Here is a 25,307-nt window from a genome sequence, read left to right on the forward strand (position 1 = left end):
GGGACGTATACCAAAAATAGCTCTTTAAGCTGGTTCGTTTTCTAGGTCACCCCGACAGCTCCAGTCTGTTACTTGTCCCTTCAATATAGAACGTTTTACTAACGGGAATCTAAAGGTTCGTTTTTTCTTCAATGAAAAAATGAACAGTAGGAATGAGAAACAGGGCAATCTCAAAAGTTTTTAACGGACAACAGTGTTTTGAAATCAATTGTTGCGGGTACTCTATCATTGGGATAGAAGCCTGTTGGGGCACGGTGCACCGTGTCCTTACAAACCAATTCTATTTTTCCAATTGTCAATTTCCTGTAGAGACAGATCGAATCTGTCTCCTAAAACCCGGGCGCATGCAATTACGTCTCAACGATTTCTCGTGCTTTCAGATCAACCTTTAACATTCAACATTGCGATTGTAGTGAAACTCCCATCAAAAAACCTTATCTTTAACGCTTTTTAATTTGAGGAATTTCTACACGCTTACCATGGCCGATACCGATACAGCTTCAAAAGAAAAAACCAGGATCGAGAAGGAAGCCCAGCGCCGGCGAACTTTCGCGATCATCTCTCACCCTGATGCGGGTAAAACTACGCTCACTGAAAAGCTCTTGCTCTACGGAGGGGCCATCCACGAGGCCGGCTCCATCCGACAGCGCAAAGCCAGTCGCTATGCCGCCTCCGACTGGATGGCGATCGAGAAAGAGCGAGGGATATCCGTGACCTCCTCCGTGCTGCGTTTCGAGCAAAACGACATCAAGTACAACCTGCTGGATACGCCGGGTCACAAGGACTTCTCGGAAGATACCCTGCGAACACTGGTTGCTGCCGACACCGCCCTGATGGTGATCGACGTGGCAAAAGGTGTGGAGGAACAGACCGAGAAGCTGTTTGAGGTTTGTAAGATGCGCGAGATCCCGATTATCACATTTGTAAACAAGTGTGACCGACCAGGGCTGAAGCCGCTCGAGATCATCAGCAATGTGGAAAACCAGCTGGGAATCGAACCGATTCCGGCATCGTGGCCGCTCGGCTATGGAAAAGATTTCCAGGGCATTTACGACCTGATCGGCAAGCAGCTGTACCTCTACCGCAAAGAGAAGCACGGTGCGCAGAAAGCGGAGACCGAGGTATACGGGCTGGAAGAGGGACTCGAGAAGTGCTCGATCTCCCAGTCGATGAAGGACGAGTTTTATGAAGAAGCCCTGCTCGTGGAGGATATTTTTGAATCTATGGATCGCGAGCAGTACCTGAACGGAAAGTGTACACCTACCTTCTTTGGCTCGGCACTGAACAACTTTGGGCTGGATGTATTCCTGAACTACTTCTCCGACCTGGCCAACCCGCCACAATCTTACACCGATGAAGAGGGCAAACAGCGGGTTATCGGGGATAACTTTTCTGGCTTCGTATTCAAGCTGCAGGCCAACATGAATCCCAACCACCGGGACTGTGCCGCATTTGTTCGCATTACCTCCGGTAAATTCGAGCGCGACCTGGAAGTGACGCAGGCCGACAACGGGAAAAAGGTGCGCATGTCGACCCCCCATACTCTGATGGGTGATGAGCGCCATATCCTGGAAGAAGCGTATCCCGGCGACGTGGTTTCGCTTTTCAACCCGGGTTCTTTCCGGATCGGCACCACGATCTACAGCGATACGCCTGTGAAATTCAACGTCATCCCGCTTTTTACGCCCGAACATTTCATGAAGGTGGCAACCAAGGATCCGTTCAAACGAAAGCAGCTGCGTGAAGGACTAAAGCAGTTGGCAGAAGAGGGGGTCGTTCACGTGTTTGAGGTTCCAGGCGGCGTTGGCAACGAACTACTGTTGGGTACCGTTGGTGCACTCCAGTTTGATGTAGTAAAGCACCGCATGTCCTCCGAGTATGATGTGGAGCTAAATATGAGCAACGTGAGCTATCATGCGGCTCGTTGGCTTTCCGGCGACCAGGAAGTCATGGACAGGCTGGAATCCAGCTATTCCACGCATGTCACAAAAGATATGGAGGGGCACCCCATCGTCCTTTTTGACAGTGGGTATGCCCTCAACCAAGCCGAAGAAAAAGTTGGCGAAGAGAACCTCTTCAAGTTCAAGCAGAACTAAGGCAATTAAGAATTAAAATTTTAGAATTAGGAATGAGAAGCCCCATTCCAATTTTTCATTCCTGATTTTTAATCACTTACCCCCGTTGGCTTGCAGATCGTCAATGCAGTTTTGATCCAGCGACGGTATTTCTCCGCCAAAAAAGCTACCAAAAACATCCGTACTTTCCATAGCGTAGTACATCAGGCAGGTGTCGTCATCGCAGTGATTTCCATGATCGGGATCCGGATCTTTGTGGTTTTCTTGCATCTCGGTGCCGGAATTGGGAATGCCTACCAAGCCAAACAAGTGACCAAACTCATGCCGGAAAGAGGTGGCTTCGGTTTTATAGCGCGAAGGCTGGCCAACTCCCCCGCTTACCTCGTCATAAGCTACACCAAAAAATGCATTTGAGGTGTTGTAGTAAGCGATGCCCAGTACATTATCCTGTTCATACTTACCATCGACGATAATCATGTACGCGGCAAGTTTTTCTCCTTCAGTGAAGTTATCCCGGTGCTGGTCCTCAAGATCCCGGACTTCGCTGGCTGAATAATGGTCTTGTCCGCCAGATGAAATTTGCGTGGGTTCCAGGATGGTAACACTGGTCTTGTTGAGGCGTTCTTCCAGGAAGGTTTTGAGGCTGGCCAGGGCTTCCTCATTTGGATCATAGCCTTCCATAAAATCGATTTCAACCGTTAGTTCGGTATAATTTGAATCTGCCAGAAAATCGTTGGCTGAGGTTCCCGGATTCCGGGTATGAGAGTAGGATTCTGAATCTCCGTTGTCTGAGTTCCCGTTGTCACCATCGGGTCCCATCGCGCTATCGCTACACGAGACTACTAAAAGCGAAATAATTACAAGAACAAAAGGGGTAATCCGTCGCAATATTTTCATATAGAGGTGCAAGATTTATTAATGTTTTTTTAATTGTGTCTTTATAACAATCTCATCATCGATTGTTCCGTAATCTACTAATGCAAATCGGGTATCAATAATTTCAAATTTCATATTATCATTATTGAAGAGAAAACATTAGTCAACATTAGGCATATTTTAATATATATTTTGTAGTTTCATGCATAAAGCATACCGCTTTCCAAAATCAGGCGTAACAAATTTACCAGTTTTACAACAAAGACATAAATAACGGGGGTACAGCGTGGTAGATTTAAAAATCATAGAGATAGATTACGATAATGACCGCCATGCTTCAGCGGTAATCAGGCTCACGGATATGTACGCCCGTGATGAAATGGGCATGGACGAACCGCTGCCGAATGCTACAAGAATCAGGCTGATCGAGAAATTGCGCGACCTCCCCAATGCGTTTACACTTTTGGCAGTCAAGGACAAACGGGCCGTGGGTATTGCCAACTGTTTTGTCGGATTTTCAACGTTTGAGGGTCGCAGGCTCATCAATATTCACGACCTGGCCGTAATGCCTAAATATCGTGGAGTCGGAATCGGTGAACAGTTGCTGGAAGCAGTACAGAAGAAGGCAAAAAAAATGGAATGCTGCCGGATCACCCTTGAAGTACGGGAGGACAATCCTGCTTTCGATCTCTACGAACGCTTTGGTTTTGAAAATGGTGATCCCGGTATGCTGTTCATGAGCAAGGAGTTGTATTAGTATACCTGTGAGTTGGCCGTATTTTGGGGCATCAGCCAGGTTCGAAAAGTCCTCTTTGAAGCATTATCAACACGAGATCAGCTGGTACTTATAACTCTCCCCTAAAAACATTATATTCCTATCCCTTTTTTAAAGCTGTCTATACATCAGCACGATAACTCTCTTTCTTTTTAGAGTATCAGTATTAAACAACTATTAAATTTTGATTTAGAGTATTATGGCTAAAGAATTTGATCTCTGTGTAATCGGTTCGGGTCCCGGTGGCTATGTAGCTGCTATCCGCGCTGCGCAACTAGGATTTAAAACAGCAATTATTGAAAAACGCCATTTGGGCGGCGTTTGCCTGAATATCGGCTGTATTCCGACCAAGGCCCTGCTGCGCTCCGCTGAAGTATTTGAAAATATTGAACATGCTGAAGATTACGGCGTGGAAGTGAAAGATTATTCGGCTGATTTCGGTGGCATCATTGAACGTAGCCGTAATGTAGCCAATAAAATGAGCAAGGGCGTTCAGTTCCTGATGAAGGCCAACAAGATTGAAGTGTTTGAAGGCAAGGGCGTCTTTGAATCGAAAGAGCAGGTGAAAGTCGTTGACGAAGATGACGAAACACTGGAGCAGATTAAAGCAGACAAGTTTATCATAGCCACTGGTGCCCGTCCGCGTGAACTTCCCAACATCCCGATCGACGGAGAGCTGGTGATCGATTCTGAGAAGGCAATGCAGTTGGAAGAACAGCCGGAGAAGCTGGTCATTATCGGGGCCGGAGCCATCGGCGTTGAATTTGCCTATTTCTACCACACCATCGGTACGGAAGTGACCATTGTGGAGCTGGAAGATACGCTCGTTCCTGTAGAAGACAAGGATATCGGGAAAGAGCTCGGCAAGATCTACAAGAAAAAGGGCATGAATATCATGACCGGCAGCACCGTGGAAGAGGTCAATGAAAAAGGCGACGGTGTTGAAGTAACCATTAAAACCCCGAAAGGCGAAGAGAAAGTTGAAGCTGATCTCGTTCTCTCTGCTGTTGGAGTAACCGGGAACGTGGAAGGCATTGGACTTGATGAGATCGGCGTCAAATATGAGCGTGGTGCTGTTGAGGTTGACAAGGAGACCTATCAGACATCCGTTGATAACATCTATGCCATCGGTGATGTTGCCGGACCTCCGTGGTTGGCGCACAAAGCGACGCATGAAGGTATTCTCTGCGTTGAAAATCTGGCCGGAGAAGAAACGCACCCAATGAATTACAACAACATCCCGGGCTGTACCTACTGTGAGCCCCAGATTGCTTCCGTCGGATACACTGAAGAGCAGGCCAAGGAAGAAGGCTATGACGTAAAAGTGGGCAAATTCCCCTTCTCCGCCAGCGGTAAAGCTACGGCATATGGACATGAAGAGGGCTTCGTAAAAGTCGTTTTCGATGAGAAGTACGGTGAATGGCTCGGATGTCACATGATCGGTGCCAACGTAACAGAACTGATCGCTGAGGCGGTAGTAGCACGAGATCTTGAAACAACCGGCCATGAGATTATCCACGGTGTACACCCGCATCCAACGCTCTCTGAATCAGTTATGGAAGCAGTTGCGGAAGCCTATAAGGTTGGTGTTCACCTGGGTACGCAGCCTGCCCAAAAATAAATTGCTCTCGCAAAGGCGCTAAGACGCAGAGTAAAATTGAAGAAATAATGCCCGAGGACTGATCCAAATCGGAAAATCGTCTCTCGGGCATTATTGTGAATGCATGCTACCAAATTTATTCCCAGCCTGAATCCAATCTTTTGGAATCGGTTTATGAAAAAATTTTGTTCTATGAACTACAAAAGAGCAATTATCCGTATTCTGGAGATTGAGTCAGCCTTAGTTCTGATTAATTATTGAAAATAAAGTGCTGGTCGAACCGTAATAGATCTAGCTGGAGTTCACTGTAAACAACTGTTTACGCACCAAAATATAACTGGTCTTAAACTTTGGTTGTTGATAAAATTCAAGGAAAGGCTAGTCAAGAACGGAATTAAACGAATTGTAAATCACTTATAACTACTTTTTTGCTATGCGTCTTCGCGCCTCTGTGAGAATCCCTTAGTTATGCCAACCATCGAATTACATGATATCGGTCACGCCGCCTACAAACCCACATGGGACCTGCAGGCGGCCGTTCAACAGCGGCTGGTGAACGAAAAGCTGAAACGCCGAAAGCAGAAACTCTACAAACCCGGCGACGAAAGCAATGACGTGCTGCTGTTTGTGGAGCATCCGCACGTATACACCCTCGGAAAAAGCGGAGATTCCGCTCATCTTCTTAAAGGAATGGCGGAGCTTTCCGATATTGATGCCGAGTATGTAGAGATTGACCGGGGCGGCGACATCACCTATCACGGACCTGGACAAATCGTTGGGTATCCTATCCTGGATCTGGATCGCTATTTCACGGACATCCACAAGTACCTGCGCTTTTTGGAGGAAGTGATTATCCGGACCTGCAGGGACTACGGGATAGAGGCCGGCCGCATTGAAGGCTTAACCGGCGTTTGGGTAGGCGATGAAAAGATTTGTGCCATGGGCATCAAATGCTCGCGGTGGGTAACCATGCACGGATTTGCCTTTAATGTGAATACAGACCTGAGTTACTTCCAAAACATTGTGCCATGCGGCATCGCTGACAAAGAAGTGACAAGCCTCCAAAAACTGCTCAAAAAGCCTGTAGACCCCACTGAAGTTAAAGAAAACATTGTGACTCATTTCGAAAACGTCTTTGAAGCCACAATTGTTAAAGATGGTACATTGCCTGAACTCGAAGAACAATTTTCATATCTTACTGGAACAGAAAAAAGGCTGTTACTAACCAATAGTTTGAATCAATGATTAAAGAGCTGAACGTCATAGATCGTGAAGAGACCACCCAGCGCCGTCCCGATTGGCTGCGCGTGAAACTGCCCTCCGGTGAGAAATTCAAACAGGTGGCCGATACGATCCAGAAAAACTCGCTGAATACGGTATGCGCTGAAGCCCGCTGCCCGAACATTGGAGAATGCTGGGGCAATGGTACCGCTACGTTCATGATTTTAGGTGACGTTTGCACGCGTTCATGCTCATTTTGTGCGGTAAAAACGGGTCGACCGGTGCAGGGGCTGGACTGGGATGAACCGCGCCGTGTGACTGATGCCGCAAAGAAAATGGATCTGAAACATGTCGTTATTACCTCGGTAAATCGCGATGAGCGTGAAGACGGCGGGGCACCAATCTTTGCCGAATGCCATCGCCAGCTGCGCGATGAAATTCCGGGCGTAACGATAGAATCTCTGATTCCTGATTTCCGGGGTGTGTGGGATGCACTGCAAATCGTAATTGACACCCCGCCAGATGTGTTGAGTCACAACTTGGAAACCGTCCCGCGCTTATACCGCGAGGTACGTCCACAAGCAAAATACAAGCGCTCACTGGAACTTCTGCAGCGTACCAAAGATGCTGGACTCAGGACCAAAACAGGTATCATGGTGGGTCTGGGTGAGAAGCCGGAAGAAGTCAATGAGCTTATGCAGGATTGTGTGGATTACGGTGTTGATGTGCTCACCATCGGTCAATATATGCAGCCAACCAAAATGCATCACCCGGTGGAAGAGTGGGTGCATCCCGACCAGTTTAAAGAGTATAAGCGCATTGGTGAAGAGATGGGACTGGAACACGTGGAAAGTGGTCCGCTGGTTCGTTCCTCCTATCACGCAGAGCGCCACGTATAAAAAATATTTTTGGGTGAAATTTCTACAATAAATAGTTGGGGTGAAGGATTATATATAATCCGTGTAGAGCCTGACATCCTTGTTAATTTATAGGTAATGGTATGTTAGCACTTGGAGTCGTCGTCATATTAAGTTATTTGGTGGGGTCAATCCCATCTTCGATCTGGGTCGGTAAACTCGTCAAAGGCGTTGATATCAGGAATTTTGGCAGCGGTAATGCAGGGGCCACCAACACCTTTCGTCTGCTGGGATGGAAACCGGGCGTGGTGGTTCTGCTGATTGACTTTATGAAAGGATTTGCAAGTTCATTCTGGATCAGTCAGCTTGCCTACCAAATTGGTTCGGGACCGATCTCTATTATTCCCAACTGGAGCGTTGACCCTTTCCTACAGATTCTATGTGGCGTAGTTGCTGTTGTGGGCCACATGTTCCCCATTTATTCCAACTTTGACGGAGGAAAAGGCATGGCTACTGCGGCCGGCATGCTCAGCGGAATTGAACCGATCTCGGTTAGTATTACGGCCGGCGTTTTCTTGGTTGTAATGCTGATCAGCCACTATGTTTCGTTGGCCTCACTTGTGGCAGCGTTTATCTACCCGATCATTTTAGTGGCACTACGATATGTATTCGGATGGCCGCTTGATGGAAGCATCCTCATCTTTGGGGCAATCATCGGGGCTGGAATTATCATCAAACACCGCGGAAATATTAAGCGCCTGCTGAAAGGTGAAGAGAACCGGGTTGGCTCCTTTAAACCTGCAGTCGGCTGGTTAAACAAAGATGAAAAAGGACAGGCTACATCGTGAAGAAAGTTTCAGTAATTGGCGCCGGTAGTTTTGGAACAGCGCTCTCCGTCGTATTAGCCCGGGCAGGCAACGAAGTACAGCTCTGGGCCCGGGAATCCGAAATTGCTTCTGCTATAAATAATCGACATCGCAATCCCACCTATGTGCCAGATGTTACGCTACCCGATTCCATTCGCTGCTACACTGATCTTGAAGAGTGCCTGCATAACCGGGATATGATTGTTTTTGCCACCCCTTCTCATGCAATGCGTGAGGTTGCCAAACGGGTAAAACCCAATCTATCCGGGGATGAAATTGTGGTCAGCGTGGCCAAGGGTATTGAGAATGATACCTTTATGACGATGTCCCAGGTGCTGGACCAAGTACTTAAAGGCGTAATCATACAGGATCACATCGGGGTGATTTCGGGTCCCAGCCACGCCGAGGAGGTCAGTAAATTTCGGCCCACCACGGTTGTTTCCGCCTCCTATTCCAAACGAACGGCCGGGATCATACAAGAAACTTTCATGACGCCGATGTTTCGGGTGTACCTGAACTATGACATTGTTGGCGTTGAGGTGGGAGGATCAGTTAAAAATATCATGGCCATTGCAGCCGGCATCATCGACGGTGCGGAACTTGGCGACAACGCAAAGGCGGCGCTCATCACCCGCGGCCTTCATGAAATTAAGCGACTGGGCATGAAACTGGGGGCCTCGCAGGATACATTTTCCGGGCTGACGGGGGTGGGTGACCTGATTGTGACCTGTACCAGTGAGCACAGCCGGAACCGGTATGTAGGCTATCACATCGGTCAGGGACAAAAACTGGAGGAGATTGTGGAAAGCATGAGCATGATTGCGGAGGGGGTCCGCACCACTCGTTCTGTGCATGACTGGAGCCGTAAGCTAAATATTGAAATGCCGATTACTGATGCCGTTTATCAAGTTCTTTTTGAGGATGAAGACCCCAAAGACGTGCTCTACGAACTTATGACCCGGGATCCCAAAGAAGAGATTGTAATCTAGGAACATTTTCCAAAAGTACTATCTAAAAAGATATCCCGTTACCAAACAGTAGAATCTACAGGCAGCATTTAGTTCATGATTTTTTGAAAATCTTTCTTAATTTATCCTTGGCAACAGGCTAATCTAATTGAGTGGCTATGTACTTTGAAAATCCCAATGCGGCTACGCAGTCGCAGATGTCCTATCTCGATGTTAAGAACCTGGCACAAACCGGCGAAGGGAAATTCCTGGAATTCAAGCGTACGATTCCTTCAGCCGAGAAGATTGCACGGGAAATTGCGGCTTTTGCTAACACCAAAGGTGGTACTCTGCTCGTTGGCGTAGATGACGACAAAGCACTTATTGGAGTTGAAGGCTACCACGAAGAGGAATTTCTATTGAATAAAGCCGTCAACGAGATTTGCAGTCCCACGGTGGATATTGGCATTGAAGTCGTCCATTTTGGTGAACGGGACCTGTTGGTAATTAAAGTTCCAGAAGCCGAAACCAAGCCCATTTACGTAGTGGGCAAGAAGGGACGGACAGTCTACATAAGAAAGGACGACCAAAGCAAGGTAGCCAGCAAAGAGCTGATTGCCGTGATGCAAAACAAGCATTCGGATGAAGGCGTTACGTTTGAATACGGCCCGAATGAACAGAAATTATTTCGCTATCTGAATGAATATGGTGAAATTACGGTTGAAAAGTTTTCACACCTGATCGATGTACAGTCAGGTAAAGCGTCCGGCATCTTGGTCAACCTGGTGAGTGCCGGGGTGTTGAATTTATTTACGAAAGATAATGTTGATTACTTCACGTTTTCTCAGAAGTGTGAAACCTGAAATTTTAGTTGAATAGTTATGCCAGCAGGACAAGATGATGATTTAGATTCGGTTATTTCGGATCTGATAGATGTTGATGACGATACTTCGGATGAACAGGCGGGGGAATCTGCCTTTTCGGGGATCGATACGTCAAAAACCACAACTGAAGGTACCAAGGTATCCCTTACAGAGCGAGCAGCTCGACAAGTCAGGAAGATAAAGGAGGACGAAGACCTTGATGATGAGTTGTTCCTTCGAATGGCAGTAGAGGGTGGCGGTTGCTCGGGACTGAGCTACAAGCTTGGCTTCGATTTTAAAACTGATGATGATGCGGTATTTGAAAGCCACGACATCGAAATCATCGTCGACAAAAAGCACCTGATGTACCTGGAAGGTATTTCTATCGATTACCCGGATGGACTAGACGCCCGCGGTTTCACTTTCGACAATCCAAATGCGGAGGAAACCTGTGGCTGCGGTAGTTCTTTTGCCACATAATGAAGTTCTCTTCCTATCCTTTTTTGTACGGCAAGATCAGATCTTTGAGCATGGGATAGTGTTTCTGATTCAATGTGGCTAAGGGCAAATCATTACTGAGGGCAGTAGCAGCTATGATTGAATCTATTACGCCGGTGCCATGACTTTTATAGAATTCATTTCTTATTTTTTCACCCATTCGCGCAATCTCCCCTGATACCTCAATAGTTACATATGATTGTAGCATTTTCTCAATTTGTGTTGTTTCATCATCCCTGATCCCGACATACAACTCAGTTATTGTCACAGAAGAAATGACCGGCTCGAAATTATAAGTTCTAAAAAATGTTACTCCAAGTTCTGTACCTCGTAAAAAGTCAATGATTACGTCTGTATCAACTACGATCTTTCCATACTCTTTCAAGACGTTCATCTCCATCTTTTCTTATTTTTCCAAAATCAGGCAAGTCTTCCCGATCTTTCCAAATCCCCGCTGCATTTAATATAGCCTTTTTACGATGTTCTTGTGAATGCTTGGTTATGTACTCATCCACTGCTTCACGAATAATCGCACTTCTGAGGTCCCTTTCTGTTTTGAAAGGAGGTCAAGATTCTCCTGTTCTTCCTCGGTGAGATAGATCTGTGTTCGTTTCATAACATGCAATTTTCACGTGATGTATAAAAGCAATGTATGTAAATAAAACTAACTTCAATTTTCCCTTGCATCACACAAAGAGCCACTAAAATCTCTCTTTCTTGCAATATTTTGTGATGACTTAGTGAAAAAGTTTATGCTCTGGAAATAACAAATCACTTTGAAAACCGGTTGGTGATGAGACGAACACCTCGCTTAAACGAGAAGTAATACCACATCCACTCCACGAAAACCTTTATTCTGTTGCGGAATCCAATCAGGTAGAAAATGTGGATGACTGACCAGAGAATCCATGCGATAAATCCACTGAATTTCATTCCCTTAACATCGGCTACTGCCTTGGCCCGGCCAATGGTAGCCATGGTGCCCTTATCCACATAATGAAATGGTTTCCGATCTTTGGAGGGTGTGTTGTTGCGGATAATCTTGCCTACATACCGCCCCTCCTGCATCGCCACCGGGGCAAGACCGGGCAAAGGATTTCCATCTTCCTCCTCAAGATGCGCTGCATCCCCTATCACAAAAATATCCGGGTAGTCGGAAATGGAGAGATCTTTGTTTACAATGACCCGACCGGTGCGATCCTGGGGCTCATCCAGTGAACTCATAAGGGGTGAAGCTGCCACACCGGCCGCCCAGATGATATTGGGCGTCTCGATAGCCCCCTGTTTGAACTGCACGCGACTGTCAGAAATTTCGGTCACGGGTGTATCCAACAGCACACTGACCCCCATATCCTCAAGCGACTCTCGCGCTTTTTCAGCCAGTGATTTAGGGAAACCGTTCAGGATTTGGGGCCCGGCCTCTACCAGGAATATACGCGATTCATTCTTACTAAAATTTTTGTAATCGCGCATCATGTTTCGCTTGGCAATTTCCGCAATTGCGCCGGCCATCTCCACCCCAGTGGGACCTCCGCCGATAATAACATAGGTGAGATAAGGCTCACGAAGTTTCGGATCGTCAATCTGCTCGGCCTCCTCCAGAGATAACAGAATTCGCTCTCTCACCTGCAGGGCATCCGAAATGGATTTGAGACCGGGTGCACTCTCAGCCCAATCATCATTCCCAAAGTAGTTGTACTGGGCACCAGCGGCCACGACCAGGTAGTCAAAATCAAACGTGCGCTCATCTTTCAACTTCAGGGATTTTTCCTGCTTGTTGATTTCCGTGACCTCGCCAAGCACGACCCTGACATTGCTGCTTTTGCCAAAGATTGCTCGGATCGGCACTGCAATGTCACCGGGTGAAAGTGCCGCGGTTGCCACCTGGTAAAGCAGAGGCTGAAAGAGATGGTGATTATTTTTATCAATTATGGTGACTTTGATACCTGAATTTCGGAGCTCTTTTGCCGCGGATATGCCACCGAATCCGCCGCCAATAATTATAGCGTGCTTCTGGTCACTCATGGGTAGATCAAGCGTTTGATAATCGGATGATTGAAGGGGCGAAACTTATAAAAAATATTTAATCCGACCTAGAAGATCTGTCTACCAAAACTCCTTATCTAAATCAAACAGCTTCTTTTCCTTATGCTGATCGAAGTCCTACGAACAGAATACAATTTTTCGGGTGGCTTACGTAAGTTTGACTGTACGGGCACGGTGCACCGTGCCCCAACAATTTAGGTCTCTGAATTATGAGTTGGTAACTATGCTCCATTGCCACCGTCAATTCATCTTGGCTTTGACCTGCAATACGATCTCCTCGATCTCATCCTGCGATACCTGGTAATGTTCATTGCAAAAATGGCACACCAGTTCCTGTCCCTCATCACTGATCTCTTTCAGCTCATCATAATCCAGCATCGTCAGGGCGTTCACAAAACGGTCGCGCGTGCAGCGGCAAAAGAAGTCAACTGGCTGCCTGTCCAACTCCCGCACCTTGAACGGGGCCAGTGCTTTTGTCATCACATCGTCGATGTACATTCCTTCTGAAAATAGTTTGTGCAGGGATTTAAAATTCTTCAGGTTCTCCTGCAGCCCATCTATTTTACCCTCAGGTGCATCGGGTAACCGTTGCACCAGTATTCCGCCCGCCTGGGTCACTTCTCCTTTGTCATCAATGCCCACATCCAGGATCACCGCAGAAGGCACTTGCTCCGACTGGAACATATAGTATGCCAGGTCATCGGTAATATTGCCCTTGATGATTTCGATAGTGCTTGTTTTGGGTTCTGCCTCGTTGTAGAGCGTCTTCTTGACCGTGAGCACACCTTTACCGATGCCGTCACTCAACTGGATTTCATCCCGGGCGTAATCCAGTTCTACGCCGGAGTTCTGGACGTATCCGCGAATTTCTCCCACACGGTTTGCTTCTGTTACAATCTGTCCAACAGGTCCGTCACAGTCGATGCGCAGCTGGATCCGCTCTTCACCTTTTAGTTCAGAAGCCAACAGCATGATGCCGGTTAGGGCACGTCCCAATAGCACTGTATTCAGCAGCGAAAGCTCATGCTTTTGTTTGGCAGTTTTGACGACATCGGTTGTTTTTACGACTGAGACTTTGAAATGTCCCTCTTCTGATATGCCTTTAATGAGGCGATCTTTATTTTCAAAGCGTTCTTTAGAAAGCATAGAAAAATAGTTGGTTCAAAATGAATCTCATTAACAAAAAAGGCGACTCTATCATTTGAGCCGCCACAGGACCGTACTAGAAACGCAAATGGCGCACTATTAATTGCGGTCATTGAAATAGATCTCTCCCAGCCTGCCGGATAGGTGGCTGTTGGTAGCACGGATAGACTGCAGATTTCCGATCTCCTTAATCCTTTGTTCTGCCAGGATGTTAGCAGCTTTAAAAGGTGGAAGATCCTGTTTCTCAGCATAATCCAAAATATCTAACATAACATCATAAATTCTTGAGGCCTTGCCAAGCGCCCGTTCTTCGTTATATCCTTCCAGTTCGCTGGAGATGTTAATAATACCTCCCGCATTGATCACGTAATCGGGGGCATAAATGACGCCTTTATCCACAAGCAACTGCCCGTGTTTGTCCTCATCTTCGAGCACATTGTTGGCGCCCCCTGCAACGATATCGCAATTCAGTTCAACAATAGTCTGGTCATTAATCACCGCGCCAAGAGCACACGGGCTGAAGATATCCAGATCCTGCTCATAAATAGCATCTGGTCCGACCACCTTCGCATCCACTTTTTCCGCCAGCTTTTTGGCTTTTTCTTGGTAGATATCACTAATCAACAGCTCAGCACCCTCCTTGTGAACCAATTCTGCCAGGTATGAAGCAACATGTCCAGCGCCCTGGATGCCGATCGTCAGTCCTTCCAGCGAATCGTGACCATAGGCTTTATTAGCACACGCCTTCATCCCCATATACACTCCACGTGCAGTTACCGGGGAGGGGTCGCCACTGCCGCCCAGTTCCCTGGGTATTCCAGTTACAAATTTAGTTTCCATATGGATCCATTCCATGTCCTGCATCTCCATGCCGACATCCTCTGCCGTCAGGTAGCGGCCACCCAGGCTGTCTACATACCGACCAAAAGCACGGAACAGTTTTTCGGACTTATCGCTGTGTGGATCCCCAATAATTACCGCTTTTCCACCACCGAAATTCAGTCCCGAAATAGCCGCTTTGTACGTCATGGCGCGTGAAAGGCGCAGCACATCGTGCATTGCCTCCTCCTCACTGTTATAGGGCCACATACGTACACCGCCGAGTGCGGGGCCCAACGTGGTATCGTGGATGGCGATGATCGCCTTGAGGCCTGCTGCGGGTTCGGAACAGATTACAACCTGCTCGTGCTCATAGGATTCCAGCTTGTTAAACAGAGAAAAGTTGGCATCACTTTTTTTGGCAATCTCCGGGCTCGCTGTCGTAGAGTTCATAGCATTTTTACGAGTTATTAGCTGTCCAGTTCACTGGATGGATTTTAATTCAACTCACGTGTCGATCATTCACAATTTTTAGCAATAATGCTATCACTGGAAACCAATAAATAATATTGGTGCTCCAACAAGGTAAGTAAAATCACTGAAATTTTGTAGCCTTGGAACTGTAACAGGTGCTTTGTTCTGGGATTATTTTACACTTCAAATCAAGAAAAGAATTAATGATTTTTTGCGGCTAAGTTGTATTTTAACATCAAACATTTTAGTGAAATAAGATACGTTCTCGAAACCTGACTACGCGGTTTGAACGCCGGTAGCTCTGTTATGACAAAAGAAAAAAAACAAGGTCAACTATGCCATTTCACTGGGTTTACAATGAGCCTGAGAATGGGGAAACTGTATCCCGGTTGCAACAAGAACTGGGTATACCGGAAAAAATTGCTTATCTGCTGTCACTCCGAGGAATAGACTCCTTTGACAAGGCAAAGAAATTTTTCCGGGCCGACCTGGATCTGCTGCATGATCCCTTTTTAATGAAAGATATGCAGGAGGCCAGTCAACGGCTGGCCCGGGCTATACGGTCGGGTGAAAAGATACTGGTTTACGGCGATTACGATGTGGATGGAACCACTGCTACGTCCATACTCTATATATTTCTTAAAGATTTCGGTGTCGACGTTGAATATTTCATCCCCCACCGTTTTAAGGATGGATACGGCATCAGTCCCGATGGCATTCAATATGCCAGGCAACGCGGTGCTAAGCTGATTGTTTCGGTTGATTGCGGTATTACGGCTGTAGAAGAAGCCCGGATGGCGGCGGAACAGGGTATCGACCTTATCATTTGCGACCACCACAACGTAGGTGATGAAATTCCTGTGGCTGTGGGAGTGCTCGACCCCAAGCGACCCGATTGCAACTATCCTTTTGATGGGCTTTCGGGCGCCGGCGTAGGCTTCAAGCTGATCCAGGGAACGATCAAAAAGCTGGGGCTGAACGACCGCATCGCCTACAAATTCCTCGACCTGGTGGCTATCTCCATCGCCTCAGACATTGTGCCGATTACGGATGAGAACCGGATTCTTATGCGCGAAGGACTCCGCATGCTCAACGAAAAGCCCCGTGTTGGGATCCAGGCACTGCTAGACTTGGTCAATATCGAGGTCGGGAGCATCTCCACCTCCAGCATCGTGTTTTCCATCGGTCCGCGGATCAATGCAGCCGGCCGTATGGGCGATGCCTCCAAAGCGGTAAAGCTGATGATCTCGGAAACGGAGTCGGAAGCAAAGGCCCGTGCCCATGAACTTGAAGCGATCAATATTGAACGGCGCAACAAGGACAACCAGACCATGGAAGAAGCGGTGGACATGGTGAGCCGTAACTATAACCTGGAGAAGACCTCCTCGATGGTGCTGCACGACCCCGACTGGCACCTGGGTGTCATCGGTATTGTGGCCTCACGCTTGGTGGACACCTACTACCGGCCTGCTATTATGCTGAGCACGGTGGACGGACTTATCAAGGGATCGGCGCGCAGTATCAAGGGATTCAACATTTATAATGCCCTAAAGGAGTGCGAAGATCTGCTGGAGCAGTACGGTGGCCATGAGTACGCGGCGGGCCTCACGATAAAGGATGAAAACCTGGAAGAGTTCAAAAGCCGTCTGAATAAAATTGCTTCCGGCAACCTTGATTCCGGCGACTTTGAACCGGAGCTGGAAGTGGATTGCGAGCTGGATTTAAGCGACATCAACATGCGGTTTTGGAAGTTGCTCAGCCAGTTTAAACCGTTTGGGCCTGAGAACATGCGCCCGGTATTTGTGAGCAAGGGCGTACAGGTAGAGGGCGTCCCCACAATCGTAGGATCCGGGCACCTTAAGATGAAAGTTTCCCAGAACGGCTCGGGCGTGTTCGATGTGATCGGGTTCAACATGCACGAATATCTGCCGATGCTCAGAAATACAAAGCCGGGTGCCCTGCACATCGCCTACTCACTTGAGGAGAATTACTGGAACGGGCGTCGTACGCTGCAGATAAAACTGCGTGACCTGCACATTGTGGGTAACTAAAAAATTGGATTCGTACTTTTTATAAAAGCGAAAACATTTTATATTTGGCAACTCTTACTGAAAGGGACTGTAGCTCAGTCGGTAGAGCACACGACTGAAAATCGTGGTGTCGGCGGTTCGATTCCGCCCGGTCCCACTTCTTTTCTCAAGTCTTTTAAAGGCCATTAAAACCTGCTCATAGGTGTTTTAATGGCCTTTTTTTATTTCTTTTCCGCGCACAGCGAAGGAATACAAAGGAACGGAAGGGAACAAAAAGGAACAGCCATTTCCTCCCTTTTCCCCCTTAGGGGGTACAATTTTGGGTACAATTGGGGTACAATTGGGGTACAATTTAAAACCCAACATTATGGCATCGCTCAAGAAAAGAGGTAAATATTACTATATAAGATTTTCCAAAACGTTAAATGGGAAAAGACATAGAGTCACAAAAAGTCTTGGCCTTAGATATAAAAACAAAGCCGAAGAGGCTTTGAAACAGCTAGAGGAGCTTGAGGAACGGGGAGAGATAGATCCTTACAGTGAGTATTTCGAACCTCAAAAAGTACTTGAAGATCTCAACCGAAAAAAGCAACCAGCTCCGGTTTATACCGTCAGGGAAGCGGCCGATTATTTTTACCAGCTGAAAAGTCATTTGTCCAATAAGACCGTTCGTAACGATGACAAACGACGCGTTCACAAACAAGGAGCCTACGAGCAGGCGGTAGAACATTTTATCAAATTGAATGATATTGCAGATTTACCGATCCGCCAAGTAGGGTTATTTCATTTTGAAAAAATAATATTCAAACCAGGTATAAAAAGCACAACCAGGCATTTCTACTACCGGCAATTACGGGTATTTTGGAATACGCTAAAAGATAGAGATATCGTAGAGGAAGATTATTTCAAAATTCTGAGGAAAAATTTGCCACCCAAGAAGTCCACAGTGATACCCAAAATGATATCCGATGAAGAATTGATGCAGGTATTTAAGGCCTTTGATAAGGAAGTAGAGCGAAAGAAAAAGCTCCCGGAGTTTAGGCCTTATTTTGCTCAACAATGGTTCAAGCCACTAATTTGCTGTTACTTTTATGGGGGACTAAGAAGAAATGAAGCGGGATACGATCCCGAATTGCCCTATTCAGGCCTCAAAGGAGAAAACTTATACTATGAAGATGGGGAGCTGGTCGCAATATATTTGGGTATTACCAAAGGCAGGAAGGAACGAATAATTCCCATGAAAACGTACTGGCGCGAACAGATGGTCCAGTACTTAGAAAAAAGAGATCCCGTTAAGCCGGATGATTATGTATTTATCTATTTAGGTGGAAGTAAAAAAGGATGGCCGGTTACTGGGAGTCGTGCTTATCGAGAATTTAAACGTTATCTAAAGGAAGCTAAATTACCGAGTTCTCGTACCTTACATGGCATGAGACACGAACGCATTACCCAGTGGATTGAAGATGGATTCAATACCTCTGAGGCGCAATATATGGCCGGGCATTCATCAAGTAATGTGACAAACAGATACACACATTTAAGAGCTAAAAATTTATTAAGGAAACAAAGGGAGATAGAACAACGAAAACGATCAGAATAATAAAAATTCTAGCTGATTATTTGATTTATAATTCACATCATAAATATGAATGGGTAATGACAGTCGGGTTATCGAGTCTAAGATCCTTTAGCAGCTTGGATTCTTATGTGAAGTGATTATGTGGCTTGCCGGCTACATAAAATCCAGAACTTACCAGTAGAAGACTCTAAGATGGGGTCTTACGATTTTATGTGGAGAAGCATTAAAATCGTTTGTTAGATAAATATTATGTTATACCTTTTTCAATTAATTGAATATCCATCATTATGAGTGAATACAATCCAATCGGGGAAAACTTAGATCAACTACCTCCTTTGCTATATAAATACAAAAGCTTTGATAAAGATGGATATGGCATATCAATGGCGACAAAAGGTGAACTCTTTTTTCCAAGTCCAGGCAAGTTCAACGATCCTTTTGAAACCTATTTTCTGCCAAAGTCAAAGATGATTGAATTACCAGAGGATGAGCTTAAAGAATATATTCACAAGAAAACAAAGCAACGATTCGCTAAAGAAACTCGAAAAAAAAGAATTGAATTGGAATCAATTGCTTTTGATCGTGCCCAAAAGTTCAAAGAAGATCCATCATTAGCTGCAGAAGAAATGCTTGAACATCAGTATGAGCAATTTGGCATTTTGTCATTGGTTAAAGAACCTACCTCTTTACCTATGTGGGCTTATTATTCCAATAACCATTCAGGAATGTGTATCGGATTGAAAACTGAAGCTTTAGCCAAGTTCCAAAAGTTTATGATACAAGAACACGGAGAATTACTTTTACTTCATGATGTTATTTATACAGAAGAAATTCCTGAGGTAAATATTGATACGCCTTTAGATGACTCTGAGACAGAAGTTAAAGAAAGTGAGCTTGTACACTATACAAAGTCAGATCATTGGCAACACGAAGATGAAATACGCCTTATATTTTGGAAACATCCTAACACTACATGTGAATTGGGACCAGGAGCAATTGGTGAGGTAATGGTTGGTATTAAAGCAGATGATGACGATGTCAATGAATTGATAAGTAAACTAAAGAGTAATAACTCAAATGCTACTGTAAAACGTGCAAAAAAATCATCATATGAATATGGGGTGGATTTCGAGGTAATTGAAGAATTGTAAAAAAGGTATAACCGCATTAAGGGGACGCACCTCGCTCTCCTACGCTTCAAAACCAAAGCTTCGGCGAGCAGGCCTCAGCCACTTTTTGGCTTTTTAGCTCACCAATCATTATTTATCAACTCAACATTTTTACGTGCGCACCTTATGCGATGTCGTTAGGGCTCACTTGTTCAATTCCAAATATGGAGTTCATAAAAAATCCAGATGAGGAAGATAAATTCATAGTTGTTAGAACACTAACAACTCGTAGTAGCTTACAGAATAGCCATGTGAAAGGAGAAAATGCTTCCCTATTCGTAACTGATGATATTTGCTTCACTGTAGCTCGTGTCAGATCTAGAGAAAGATACTATGAACTTCAATGGAGTTTCCCAGAAGAAATAGCATTTTTTAGCTCTTTAATTCTTGGAGTTCATCCGGATTATGGAAAGATATTTATTTTTCCAGTTCGTTGGCCTTTTTACTTAGAGGATACGGGTCAAGATTTATCCAAGGAAGAATTTCTGATCAAGGTAGCGGGGAAAATAAAAGCCGAAATATCATCTTCTCTAGAAACATCAAACTATTTAAATAACCGGGAATTCTTGCCTGCCAAGTTTATTGATGCTTCTTATAAATATGGAAATGTTGGTTTATCTAAAGATTATCGGAGATTCTTATTTGATAAAATTGATACTGAAAATGATTTATTAATACGTGGGCTTTCACATCTAATTAAATGTGGTATGCTCAGGCAATTTGGAAGAATGTTCTTCGACACAGCTAGTCTTGAATTATATATCTCTCTTGAAGCTACGTTGCATATCATACAGGAAAGATTACGTCAAAATGGAATGCAGAACCCTTCAAACAAAGATGTTTCAGATTACTTACTAGAAAAATTCGGAGAACCTTATCGTCTAGATAGATATTATGAAGAATTCTATGATGATAGAATAAAAGCAGTACATCCAGATAGTCGTTTTGGAAAAGCTATGTTTGTTCCTCACTATGTTACTGATTTATATATGCTATATAATGACTTAATGAGGAACTATGAATTTTTAATAACTGGGAAACCAAAATGTTACCAAGAATTTGAATTCAGTGAATCATTATAAAAAGACAATATATATTCTGCGCAAGGCCTTTATAGTATGTATTAGAGATGACTAAAATACTTGCATCATATGAGTGAGTTTAGAAGAAGAGAATACAAAAAATTCTTAGATAATATTTCAAAGAAACTTGAGCATAAAACAAGACTCAAAGAATCAGATCTAGAATTTTTGTTCTACAATTTAATTGAACTACATGGAATACCTCTCCCTCCTACTGAGCTGAAACCTTATTTTATACATCCAAATATTATTTCGGATTTATTTATCGAGGTCATCAACAGCAGTTATTTAACACCCAAAGATAGGGAGGAGTTACGGAAATCATTTAAGTCAGTCCATAATTCACTAGAGATTCAAAGAAGTAACTATAGTATAACTTTTCGTATTCTAGCTCCAGGTGGTCGTTACCCAAATGTTACATTGAAAGGCGGTAGTTGCAAATATACAATAAACAATCAGTTTCCAGTATTAGTCACTAAAAACGAGAATAAAAAGGACTTATTCGCTGATAAATCCCTTGTTAATTGGTTGTCACGTAATGAGTTGAGATTTGCAACATCAGTAATTTGTGCCCCTGAATCTGGCTTATATCATTTCCACTTTACTGGTCATAATAAATTGGAAGTTGATAATGATTGTTTGAAAAATATACCAGATACATTAAGAATATATTTCCTTAGGGAGCTACTAGATATCCAAAGGAAATTTACTCCAATTGGGGTTAGACCATGGCATAGGCAACCACTTTCCGATGTCAATGAATATGAATTTGATGGCTACCATGAATCTATTCAAACATTTCTAAAATTATTTGATAGTTTTGATATTCAAGATGATTTACTCCTTAGAACGAGTAATTATTTTGTAAAAGCTATAATGCATTGGGATAACCCAATAAATGCAGAAGAAGCTATAACTAATACTTTCTTCTGTCTTGAAGGCTGCCTCCATCTAATTCAAAAGAAATATGAATATTTTAGTCCCATTTTAAATTTGGAGCTCATAAAAAAAGTCTTCAAAAATGAAATTCCCTATGGAGAAAATCTTTTCGAATTTATACGAGAAGGATATGATACTAGGATTACATTAGTTCATGCTGAACCAGAATGGGGTTCTGAATGGGACCCTTTTGTCACTTCAGAAGACTTTTATGAGTATTTCAAGATTTGTAGGGTCTTACTAAATTTTGTGCTTATTGATCGGATTACTAAAGATTTGGATTAGGTGATTTTTTAAATGGAGTACCTAATATTATCAAGCATTTGAATTAAGTGAGCCCTATCAAGCGCATTAAGGGGACTCACTTCGCCTATTCTTTGCCACTCTTGGTTTTAAAACTCATCTTTCGTTAGTTGCTATTTCAACATTAATTTGTGCTCCGGTTAATCGTAAGTATAGTAATTGCTCTAGCAGTAAATTAACAAGTATACCACTCAAAAGTTTCTTATCTCTTCACTTCTCGCACAGAGGTTTACAATTGTGTAACTACACAAAGTGTGTATCTTCCGTGCGCATTCAATTCTAAGGCAACATTTATAAAATTTTTCTGTAAGGATTCCTGCTAAATTATTTGTAATATTTATTCGAGGAAATAAAAAAGCCCTCCGGTAATCCCGGAGAGCTTTAAATTTTGTTGCTGCCTGATCATGTGATACAGGGCGCGTGACAGGCGGGCAACCCCGAGAGTCGTATCATGCATTTATTGCCACTGATGCGGCTCTTTTTATTTCTACTCTTATTTTACACAGTGTAATACAATTTTCCAATGCCTATTATTCATTTCTGAATAGGTTATTAGAATTTTGTACACCCAATCAGCGCATTAAGCGGACAGGCCTCGCCAATTCTTGCCCACCTGCCATTTATTAGTTAACCTTTCATTTTGTAAATCGTTCAACACTCCGGTCGCAAGTTTGTTAGCTGGCTTTATTCTAGAGGAGAGGTTCATTTGTGAAGACTTACGATAATATAAATGAGTTAATAAGAGATCTTGATCTTGATTTGGGTCATTGGATAAACAAAGAGGCTACTCGATTTACAAGTAAAAAGGAGTACGATAAGACTGAAGTAAGAATCAAAAATGTTCCTGAGGAGTTTTTACAAAAAAAATTTGAGTGTCCAGAAGGACACATATTTAGCCCTGATTGGCTAAAAAAGCGACCTCCTGTTTCCGTTTTTTATGAAAAAGATAAAGGATTTCTTAGACAAAAAGCGGTTAACATAAAATGTCCGAAATGTGATTCAGATGTTGAAGTCCAATTACCCCAAGCTGAATACAAAACGGACTTAGATATTTACGGAGATGAGGCACTCAGAACTGTAGATAACAAAAAAGTTTTTGTCTATTCTTTTGTTTCATTTTCTGGTAGTAATTTATTTCAATCAAGTTTTAGGAATCAATTTCTAAATTGGAAGAAGAATTTAGTTCCCTCTATACCTCCTGAGGACTGGATCTTTCACATGACAGAAATTTTAAGTGGTTCAACTCGAAAAAAAACCGAACATCTAGAACACTTAGATTTTCATAAAGTCAAGGCCGAAATAGATCGTCTTCTCGAGCTTATAAAAACCTTTAATGAAAAAAGAAATTTGAATATTTATAGTGCAATTGGGATGTCTGCAAAAGCCGAGTTAAATGCAGAAGAACGAAGGCATTTTAAAGAAAATGCCTATAACTCATGCTTGATGCGAGTTGTTGCTCAAAGTGTTAATCATGGTCTAGCACCGCGTTTTTATTTTGAAAAGACTGGTGATGATGGGTGGGCAAAAAATTTATTCGATGGTGGAAGACTAACATTATTATGGACTTATTTAACTAAAGGGTTGCCAGTCATGACTCCCGACTTTGTTAAACCTTCTTATAATTTTTTATTAGAAATTGCAGATATTGTCAGTTATGTAATTGCTCGTAAAATATTTTGTATTGGTAAGAGAGTTGAGGGCAAAGAGGATAAAACGGCATTATTTAACCCTTCACAGCTCGGAGGTATCAGATATACTTTAACTGATGCCAGTGGAAATTGGAATTACGAATTCTCAAAGGACTTTCCAGGAAAGGAAATGTTTAAAAATACAGAATGGGAAAAGTTTCTTTGACCAATGTTCCATATCGAATAGCTAGCTAACCCGCAATTTAAGTAAGCTGTGCCTCGCCCTTTACTTTTGCAATTTTTTGGGTTACTCAATTTCTGTAGTAATTTTTTTTCTAAATTAACACCATACTGCATACAACATATTCGCCAGGTCGTTAGGTGGCATCATTAATTTTAAGCTAAATCGATTTTTTTATGGCACTAAATGATTTCTTTAGAATAAATTTTCCCTACGGTATTACACGGTAATAAAGAAATTTTTGGTATGCTTATAATCGAGAATATTTACTGTTGGGTTTTAGCTCTTTTGAAATTAACAGATCAGAATTAAACGACGAATTTTTCGATAATTATCCTCTTTTAACAAGGTATAAATCCATGAATGAAGAGTTTTTGTTAAAAGTTGCTGATAGTGAGAATTATATTGTGAGGGATGAAAATGGAATTATCGAAAAAGTTTTTCTTTATAATGACGCCACAAATCCTCAATCATTCCAAAAATACTGGGATAAATACAACGAAAAAATTAAGCTTCTTAGCACTTTAGAAGTGAAGCGTTAGTTAAGTCTCGGGAAAGGACACAGTCCTTGGATTAGCAGGAAGGAAATTCCCACCACTTCAAAAATAAAAATTTAGAGGGGGCTGTGCAGTATCTATTCTAGGCCCGCAAGCTAAGAGCAGGGACGAAAGGCTCTCTACTCTAGTCGAGGCTTAGTTAGACATCGCACTGACCGATCCCCATTTATTAAAGTTATTTGAACTTAGAAGAAGTATAGCTTTTTGTCTTTGGTCTTGGAAAAGATGCCTACGGCAGGATGAATCCCAAGCACATAAGGATCCTCGGTATAGAGTGCTACTTCGAACTCATCCCTAAGGTGATTCGCTGATATGCGACGAGGCAGGCTTTGGGTTTTGACCATATTCGGCATTTCCTGCACGTCTATTTCATATAGTCCTCTGTCGGTTGCTAAGACCGACGAGGTGTGATTGAAATTGATGGAGTTAATGCATTGTACCTCATCTTCCAGTTCATCAAAACGCGTCATATCGCCCCAAATATTAAACTGGTATATCGTATTTTTAATGGCTACCAAGAACAGATCTTCGGAATTGGGGACGGGCTCAATTAAATCCACACTTCCCAATTTATTTACTTCCTCCAACAGTTCGACCTCCATTCTCATACCAGTATTTTCAATAATATCCGGAATAAGCTGACCGATTACGCATCTGTTTTTGGGGGTCAGTCCGATCATGCGATCTCCCACGATAACCACATTATGAATGCGGGT

At 43.7% G+C, this 25,307-nt stretch carries 23 protein-coding genes and 1 tRNA gene; 18 read left to right on the forward strand and 6 right to left on the reverse strand.

Annotated elements, in window-relative coordinates; translation table 11 throughout:
- Nucleotides 1-455: 455 nt before the first annotated feature.
- Nucleotides 456-2,096 carry a peptide chain release factor 3 gene (locus NC796_RS24885; RefSeq protein ID WP_310688532.1) on the forward strand — a complete coding sequence of 547 codons (1,641 nt, stop codon included), beginning with the start codon at nucleotides 456-458 and terminating at the stop codon, nucleotides 2,094-2,096.
- A 72-nt stretch (nucleotides 2,097-2,168) separates the two neighbouring features.
- Here NC796_RS24885 and NC796_RS24890 read toward each other — a convergent pair whose 3' ends face one another.
- Nucleotides 2,169-2,972 carry a hypothetical protein gene (locus tag NC796_RS24890; RefSeq protein WP_310688533.1) on the reverse strand — a complete coding sequence of 268 codons (804 nt, stop codon included), beginning with the start codon at nucleotides 2,970-2,972 and terminating at the stop codon, nucleotides 2,169-2,171.
- A gap of 265 nt (nucleotides 2,973-3,237) precedes the next feature.
- On the opposite strand from NC796_RS24890, the gene NC796_RS24895 reads away from it, so the two are divergent.
- From NC796_RS24895 to NC796_RS24930, 9 genes are all read left to right on the forward strand, one after another.
- A complete protein-coding gene (locus NC796_RS24895; protein ID WP_310688534.1) occupies nucleotides 3,238-3,708 on the forward strand; it encodes a GNAT family N-acetyltransferase in 471 nt (156 codons plus the stop codon).
- Between the two features lie 217 nt (nucleotides 3,709-3,925).
- The gene (lpdA, locus tag NC796_RS24900) at nucleotides 3,926-5,347 is read left to right on the forward strand and encodes a dihydrolipoyl dehydrogenase (RefSeq protein ID WP_310688535.1); all 1,422 of its coding nucleotides are present in this window, start codon (nucleotides 3,926-3,928) and stop codon (nucleotides 5,345-5,347) included.
- Between the two features lie 89 nt (nucleotides 5,348-5,436).
- The gene (locus NC796_RS26925) at nucleotides 5,437-5,559 is read left to right on the forward strand and encodes a GxxExxY protein (protein WP_409070420.1); all 123 of its coding nucleotides are present in this window, start codon (nucleotides 5,437-5,439) and stop codon (nucleotides 5,557-5,559) included.
- Nucleotides 5,560-5,794: 235 nt separating this feature from the next.
- Nucleotides 5,795-6,571 (forward strand): lipoyl(octanoyl) transferase LipB, encoded by a 777-nt coding sequence (gene lipB, locus NC796_RS24905; protein WP_310688536.1) that lies wholly within the window; start codon nucleotides 5,795-5,797, stop codon nucleotides 6,569-6,571.
- The gene (lipA, locus tag NC796_RS24910) at nucleotides 6,568-7,446 is read left to right on the forward strand and encodes a lipoyl synthase (RefSeq protein WP_409070419.1); all 879 of its coding nucleotides are present in this window, start codon (nucleotides 6,568-6,570) and stop codon (nucleotides 7,444-7,446) included. Before lipB ends, lipA begins: the two co-directional genes overlap by 4 nt.
- Before the next feature lie 101 nt (nucleotides 7,447-7,547).
- A complete protein-coding gene (plsY, locus tag NC796_RS24915) occupies nucleotides 7,548-8,252 on the forward strand; it encodes a glycerol-3-phosphate 1-O-acyltransferase PlsY (protein WP_310688537.1) in 705 nt (234 codons plus the stop codon).
- Nucleotides 8,249-9,259 (forward strand): NAD(P)H-dependent glycerol-3-phosphate dehydrogenase, encoded by a 1,011-nt coding sequence (locus tag NC796_RS24920; RefSeq protein ID WP_310688538.1) that lies wholly within the window; start codon nucleotides 8,249-8,251, stop codon nucleotides 9,257-9,259. The genes plsY and NC796_RS24920 overlap by 4 nt, the downstream gene beginning before the upstream one ends.
- A 137-nt stretch (nucleotides 9,260-9,396) precedes the next feature.
- A complete protein-coding gene (locus NC796_RS24925; RefSeq protein WP_310688539.1) occupies nucleotides 9,397-10,080 on the forward strand; it encodes an ATP-binding protein in 684 nt (227 codons plus the stop codon).
- An 18-nt stretch (nucleotides 10,081-10,098) separates the two neighbouring features.
- Entirely contained in the window at nucleotides 10,099-10,560 is a 462-nt protein-coding gene (locus NC796_RS24930) for an iron-sulfur cluster assembly accessory protein (RefSeq protein WP_310688540.1), read from the forward strand.
- 13 nt (nucleotides 10,561-10,573) lie between these two features.
- On the opposite strand, the gene NC796_RS24935 is transcribed toward NC796_RS24930, so the two are convergent.
- The 4 genes from NC796_RS24935 to NC796_RS24950 form a co-directional block, all read right to left on the reverse strand.
- On the reverse strand, nucleotides 10,574-10,978 hold the full coding sequence (locus NC796_RS24935; RefSeq protein ID WP_310688541.1) for a type II toxin-antitoxin system VapC family toxin: 405 nt from the start codon (nucleotides 10,976-10,978) through the stop codon (nucleotides 10,574-10,576).
- Between the two features lie 371 nt (nucleotides 10,979-11,349).
- Entirely contained in the window at nucleotides 11,350-12,603 is a 1,254-nt protein-coding gene (locus tag NC796_RS24940; protein ID WP_310688542.1) for an NAD(P)/FAD-dependent oxidoreductase, read from the reverse strand.
- Nucleotides 12,604-12,864: 261 nt separating this feature from the next.
- A complete protein-coding gene (gene hslO / locus NC796_RS24945; RefSeq protein WP_310688543.1) occupies nucleotides 12,865-13,770 on the reverse strand; it encodes an Hsp33 family molecular chaperone HslO in 906 nt (301 codons plus the stop codon).
- A gap of 99 nt (nucleotides 13,771-13,869) precedes the next feature.
- The gene (locus NC796_RS24950; RefSeq protein WP_310688544.1) at nucleotides 13,870-15,042 is read right to left on the reverse strand and encodes a Glu/Leu/Phe/Val dehydrogenase dimerization domain-containing protein; all 1,173 of its coding nucleotides are present in this window, start codon (nucleotides 15,040-15,042) and stop codon (nucleotides 13,870-13,872) included.
- A gap of 356 nt (nucleotides 15,043-15,398) precedes the next feature.
- Here NC796_RS24950 and recJ point away from each other — a divergent pair, with 356 nt between their 5' ends.
- From recJ to NC796_RS24990, 8 genes are all read left to right on the forward strand, one after another.
- A complete protein-coding gene (gene recJ, locus NC796_RS24955; RefSeq protein WP_310688545.1) occupies nucleotides 15,399-17,114 on the forward strand; it encodes a single-stranded-DNA-specific exonuclease RecJ in 1,716 nt (571 codons plus the stop codon).
- Between the two features lie 63 nt (nucleotides 17,115-17,177).
- Nucleotides 17,178-17,250: transfer RNA gene (locus NC796_RS24960), tRNA-Phe, on the forward strand.
- 210 nt (nucleotides 17,251-17,460) lie between these two features.
- Nucleotides 17,461-18,693: a tyrosine-type recombinase/integrase gene (locus tag NC796_RS24965; RefSeq protein WP_310688546.1), complete on the forward strand. Its 1,233-nt coding sequence runs from the start codon at nucleotides 17,461-17,463 to the stop codon at nucleotides 18,691-18,693.
- 266 nt (nucleotides 18,694-18,959) lie between these two features.
- On the forward strand, nucleotides 18,960-19,823 hold the full coding sequence (locus NC796_RS24970; protein ID WP_310688547.1) for a DUF2971 domain-containing protein: 864 nt from the start codon (nucleotides 18,960-18,962) through the stop codon (nucleotides 19,821-19,823).
- A gap of 182 nt (nucleotides 19,824-20,005) precedes the next feature.
- Nucleotides 20,006-20,923: a hypothetical protein gene (locus tag NC796_RS24975; RefSeq protein WP_310688548.1), complete on the forward strand. Its 918-nt coding sequence runs from the start codon at nucleotides 20,006-20,008 to the stop codon at nucleotides 20,921-20,923.
- A gap of 69 nt (nucleotides 20,924-20,992) precedes the next feature.
- On the forward strand, nucleotides 20,993-22,147 hold the full coding sequence (locus NC796_RS24980; protein ID WP_310688549.1) for a hypothetical protein: 1,155 nt from the start codon (nucleotides 20,993-20,995) through the stop codon (nucleotides 22,145-22,147).
- Nucleotides 22,148-22,873: 726 nt separating this feature from the next.
- Nucleotides 22,874-24,019, forward strand: coding sequence for a DUF3800 domain-containing protein (locus NC796_RS24985; RefSeq protein ID WP_310688550.1), 1,146 nt, complete (start codon nucleotides 22,874-22,876; stop codon nucleotides 24,017-24,019).
- A gap of 374 nt (nucleotides 24,020-24,393) precedes the next feature.
- Entirely contained in the window at nucleotides 24,394-24,576 is a 183-nt protein-coding gene (locus NC796_RS24990) for a hypothetical protein (protein WP_310688551.1), read from the forward strand.
- A 200-nt stretch (nucleotides 24,577-24,776) separates the two neighbouring features.
- Here the strand turns inward: NC796_RS24990 and NC796_RS24995 are convergent.
- A partial coding sequence (locus NC796_RS24995) for a hypothetical protein (protein WP_310688552.1) occupies nucleotides 24,777-25,307 on the reverse strand: 531 nt, incomplete at its 5' end.

This window comes from Aliifodinibius sp. S!AR15-10, assembly GCF_031569985.1.
GTDB lineage: Bacteria > Bacteroidota > Rhodothermia > Balneolales > Balneolaceae > JAMQKA01.

Coding starts and splice junctions, on each gene's coding strand:
- NC796_RS24890 (WP_310688533.1), bottom strand. CDS start 2,972: ATGAAAATATTGCGACGGATTACCCCTTTTGTTCTTGTAATTATTTCG.
- lpdA (WP_310688535.1), top strand. CDS start 3,926: ATGGCTAAAGAATTTGATCTCTGTGTAATCGGTTCGGGTCCCGGTGGC.
- lipB (WP_310688536.1), top strand. CDS start 5,795: ATGCCAACCATCGAATTACATGATATCGGTCACGCCGCCTACAAACCC.
- lipA (WP_409070419.1), top strand. CDS start 6,568: ATGATTAAAGAGCTGAACGTCATAGATCGTGAAGAGACCACCCAGCGC.
- plsY (WP_310688537.1), top strand. CDS start 7,548: ATGTTAGCACTTGGAGTCGTCGTCATATTAAGTTATTTGGTGGGGTCA.
- NC796_RS24925 (WP_310688539.1), top strand. CDS start 9,397: ATGTACTTTGAAAATCCCAATGCGGCTACGCAGTCGCAGATGTCCTAT.
- NC796_RS24930 (WP_310688540.1), top strand. CDS start 10,099: ATGCCAGCAGGACAAGATGATGATTTAGATTCGGTTATTTCGGATCTG.
- NC796_RS24935 (WP_310688541.1), bottom strand. CDS start 10,978: ATGGAGATGAACGTCTTGAAAGAGTATGGAAAGATCGTAGTTGATACA.
- NC796_RS24940 (WP_310688542.1), bottom strand. CDS start 12,603: ATGAGTGACCAGAAGCACGCTATAATTATTGGCGGCGGATTCGGTGGC.
- hslO (WP_310688543.1), bottom strand. CDS start 13,770: ATGCTTTCTAAAGAACGCTTTGAAAATAAAGATCGCCTCATTAAAGGC.
- NC796_RS24950 (WP_310688544.1), bottom strand. CDS start 15,042: ATGAACTCTACGACAGCGAGCCCGGAGATTGCCAAAAAAAGTGATGCC.
- recJ (WP_310688545.1), top strand. CDS start 15,399: ATGCCATTTCACTGGGTTTACAATGAGCCTGAGAATGGGGAAACTGTA.
- NC796_RS24965 (WP_310688546.1), top strand. CDS start 17,461: ATGGCATCGCTCAAGAAAAGAGGTAAATATTACTATATAAGATTTTCC.
- NC796_RS24970 (WP_310688547.1), top strand. CDS start 18,960: ATGAGTGAATACAATCCAATCGGGGAAAACTTAGATCAACTACCTCCT.
- NC796_RS24975 (WP_310688548.1), top strand. CDS start 20,006: ATGGAGTTCATAAAAAATCCAGATGAGGAAGATAAATTCATAGTTGTT.
- NC796_RS24980 (WP_310688549.1), top strand. CDS start 20,993: ATGAGTGAGTTTAGAAGAAGAGAATACAAAAAATTCTTAGATAATATT.
- NC796_RS24990 (WP_310688551.1), top strand. CDS start 24,394: ATGAATGAAGAGTTTTTGTTAAAAGTTGCTGATAGTGAGAATTATATT.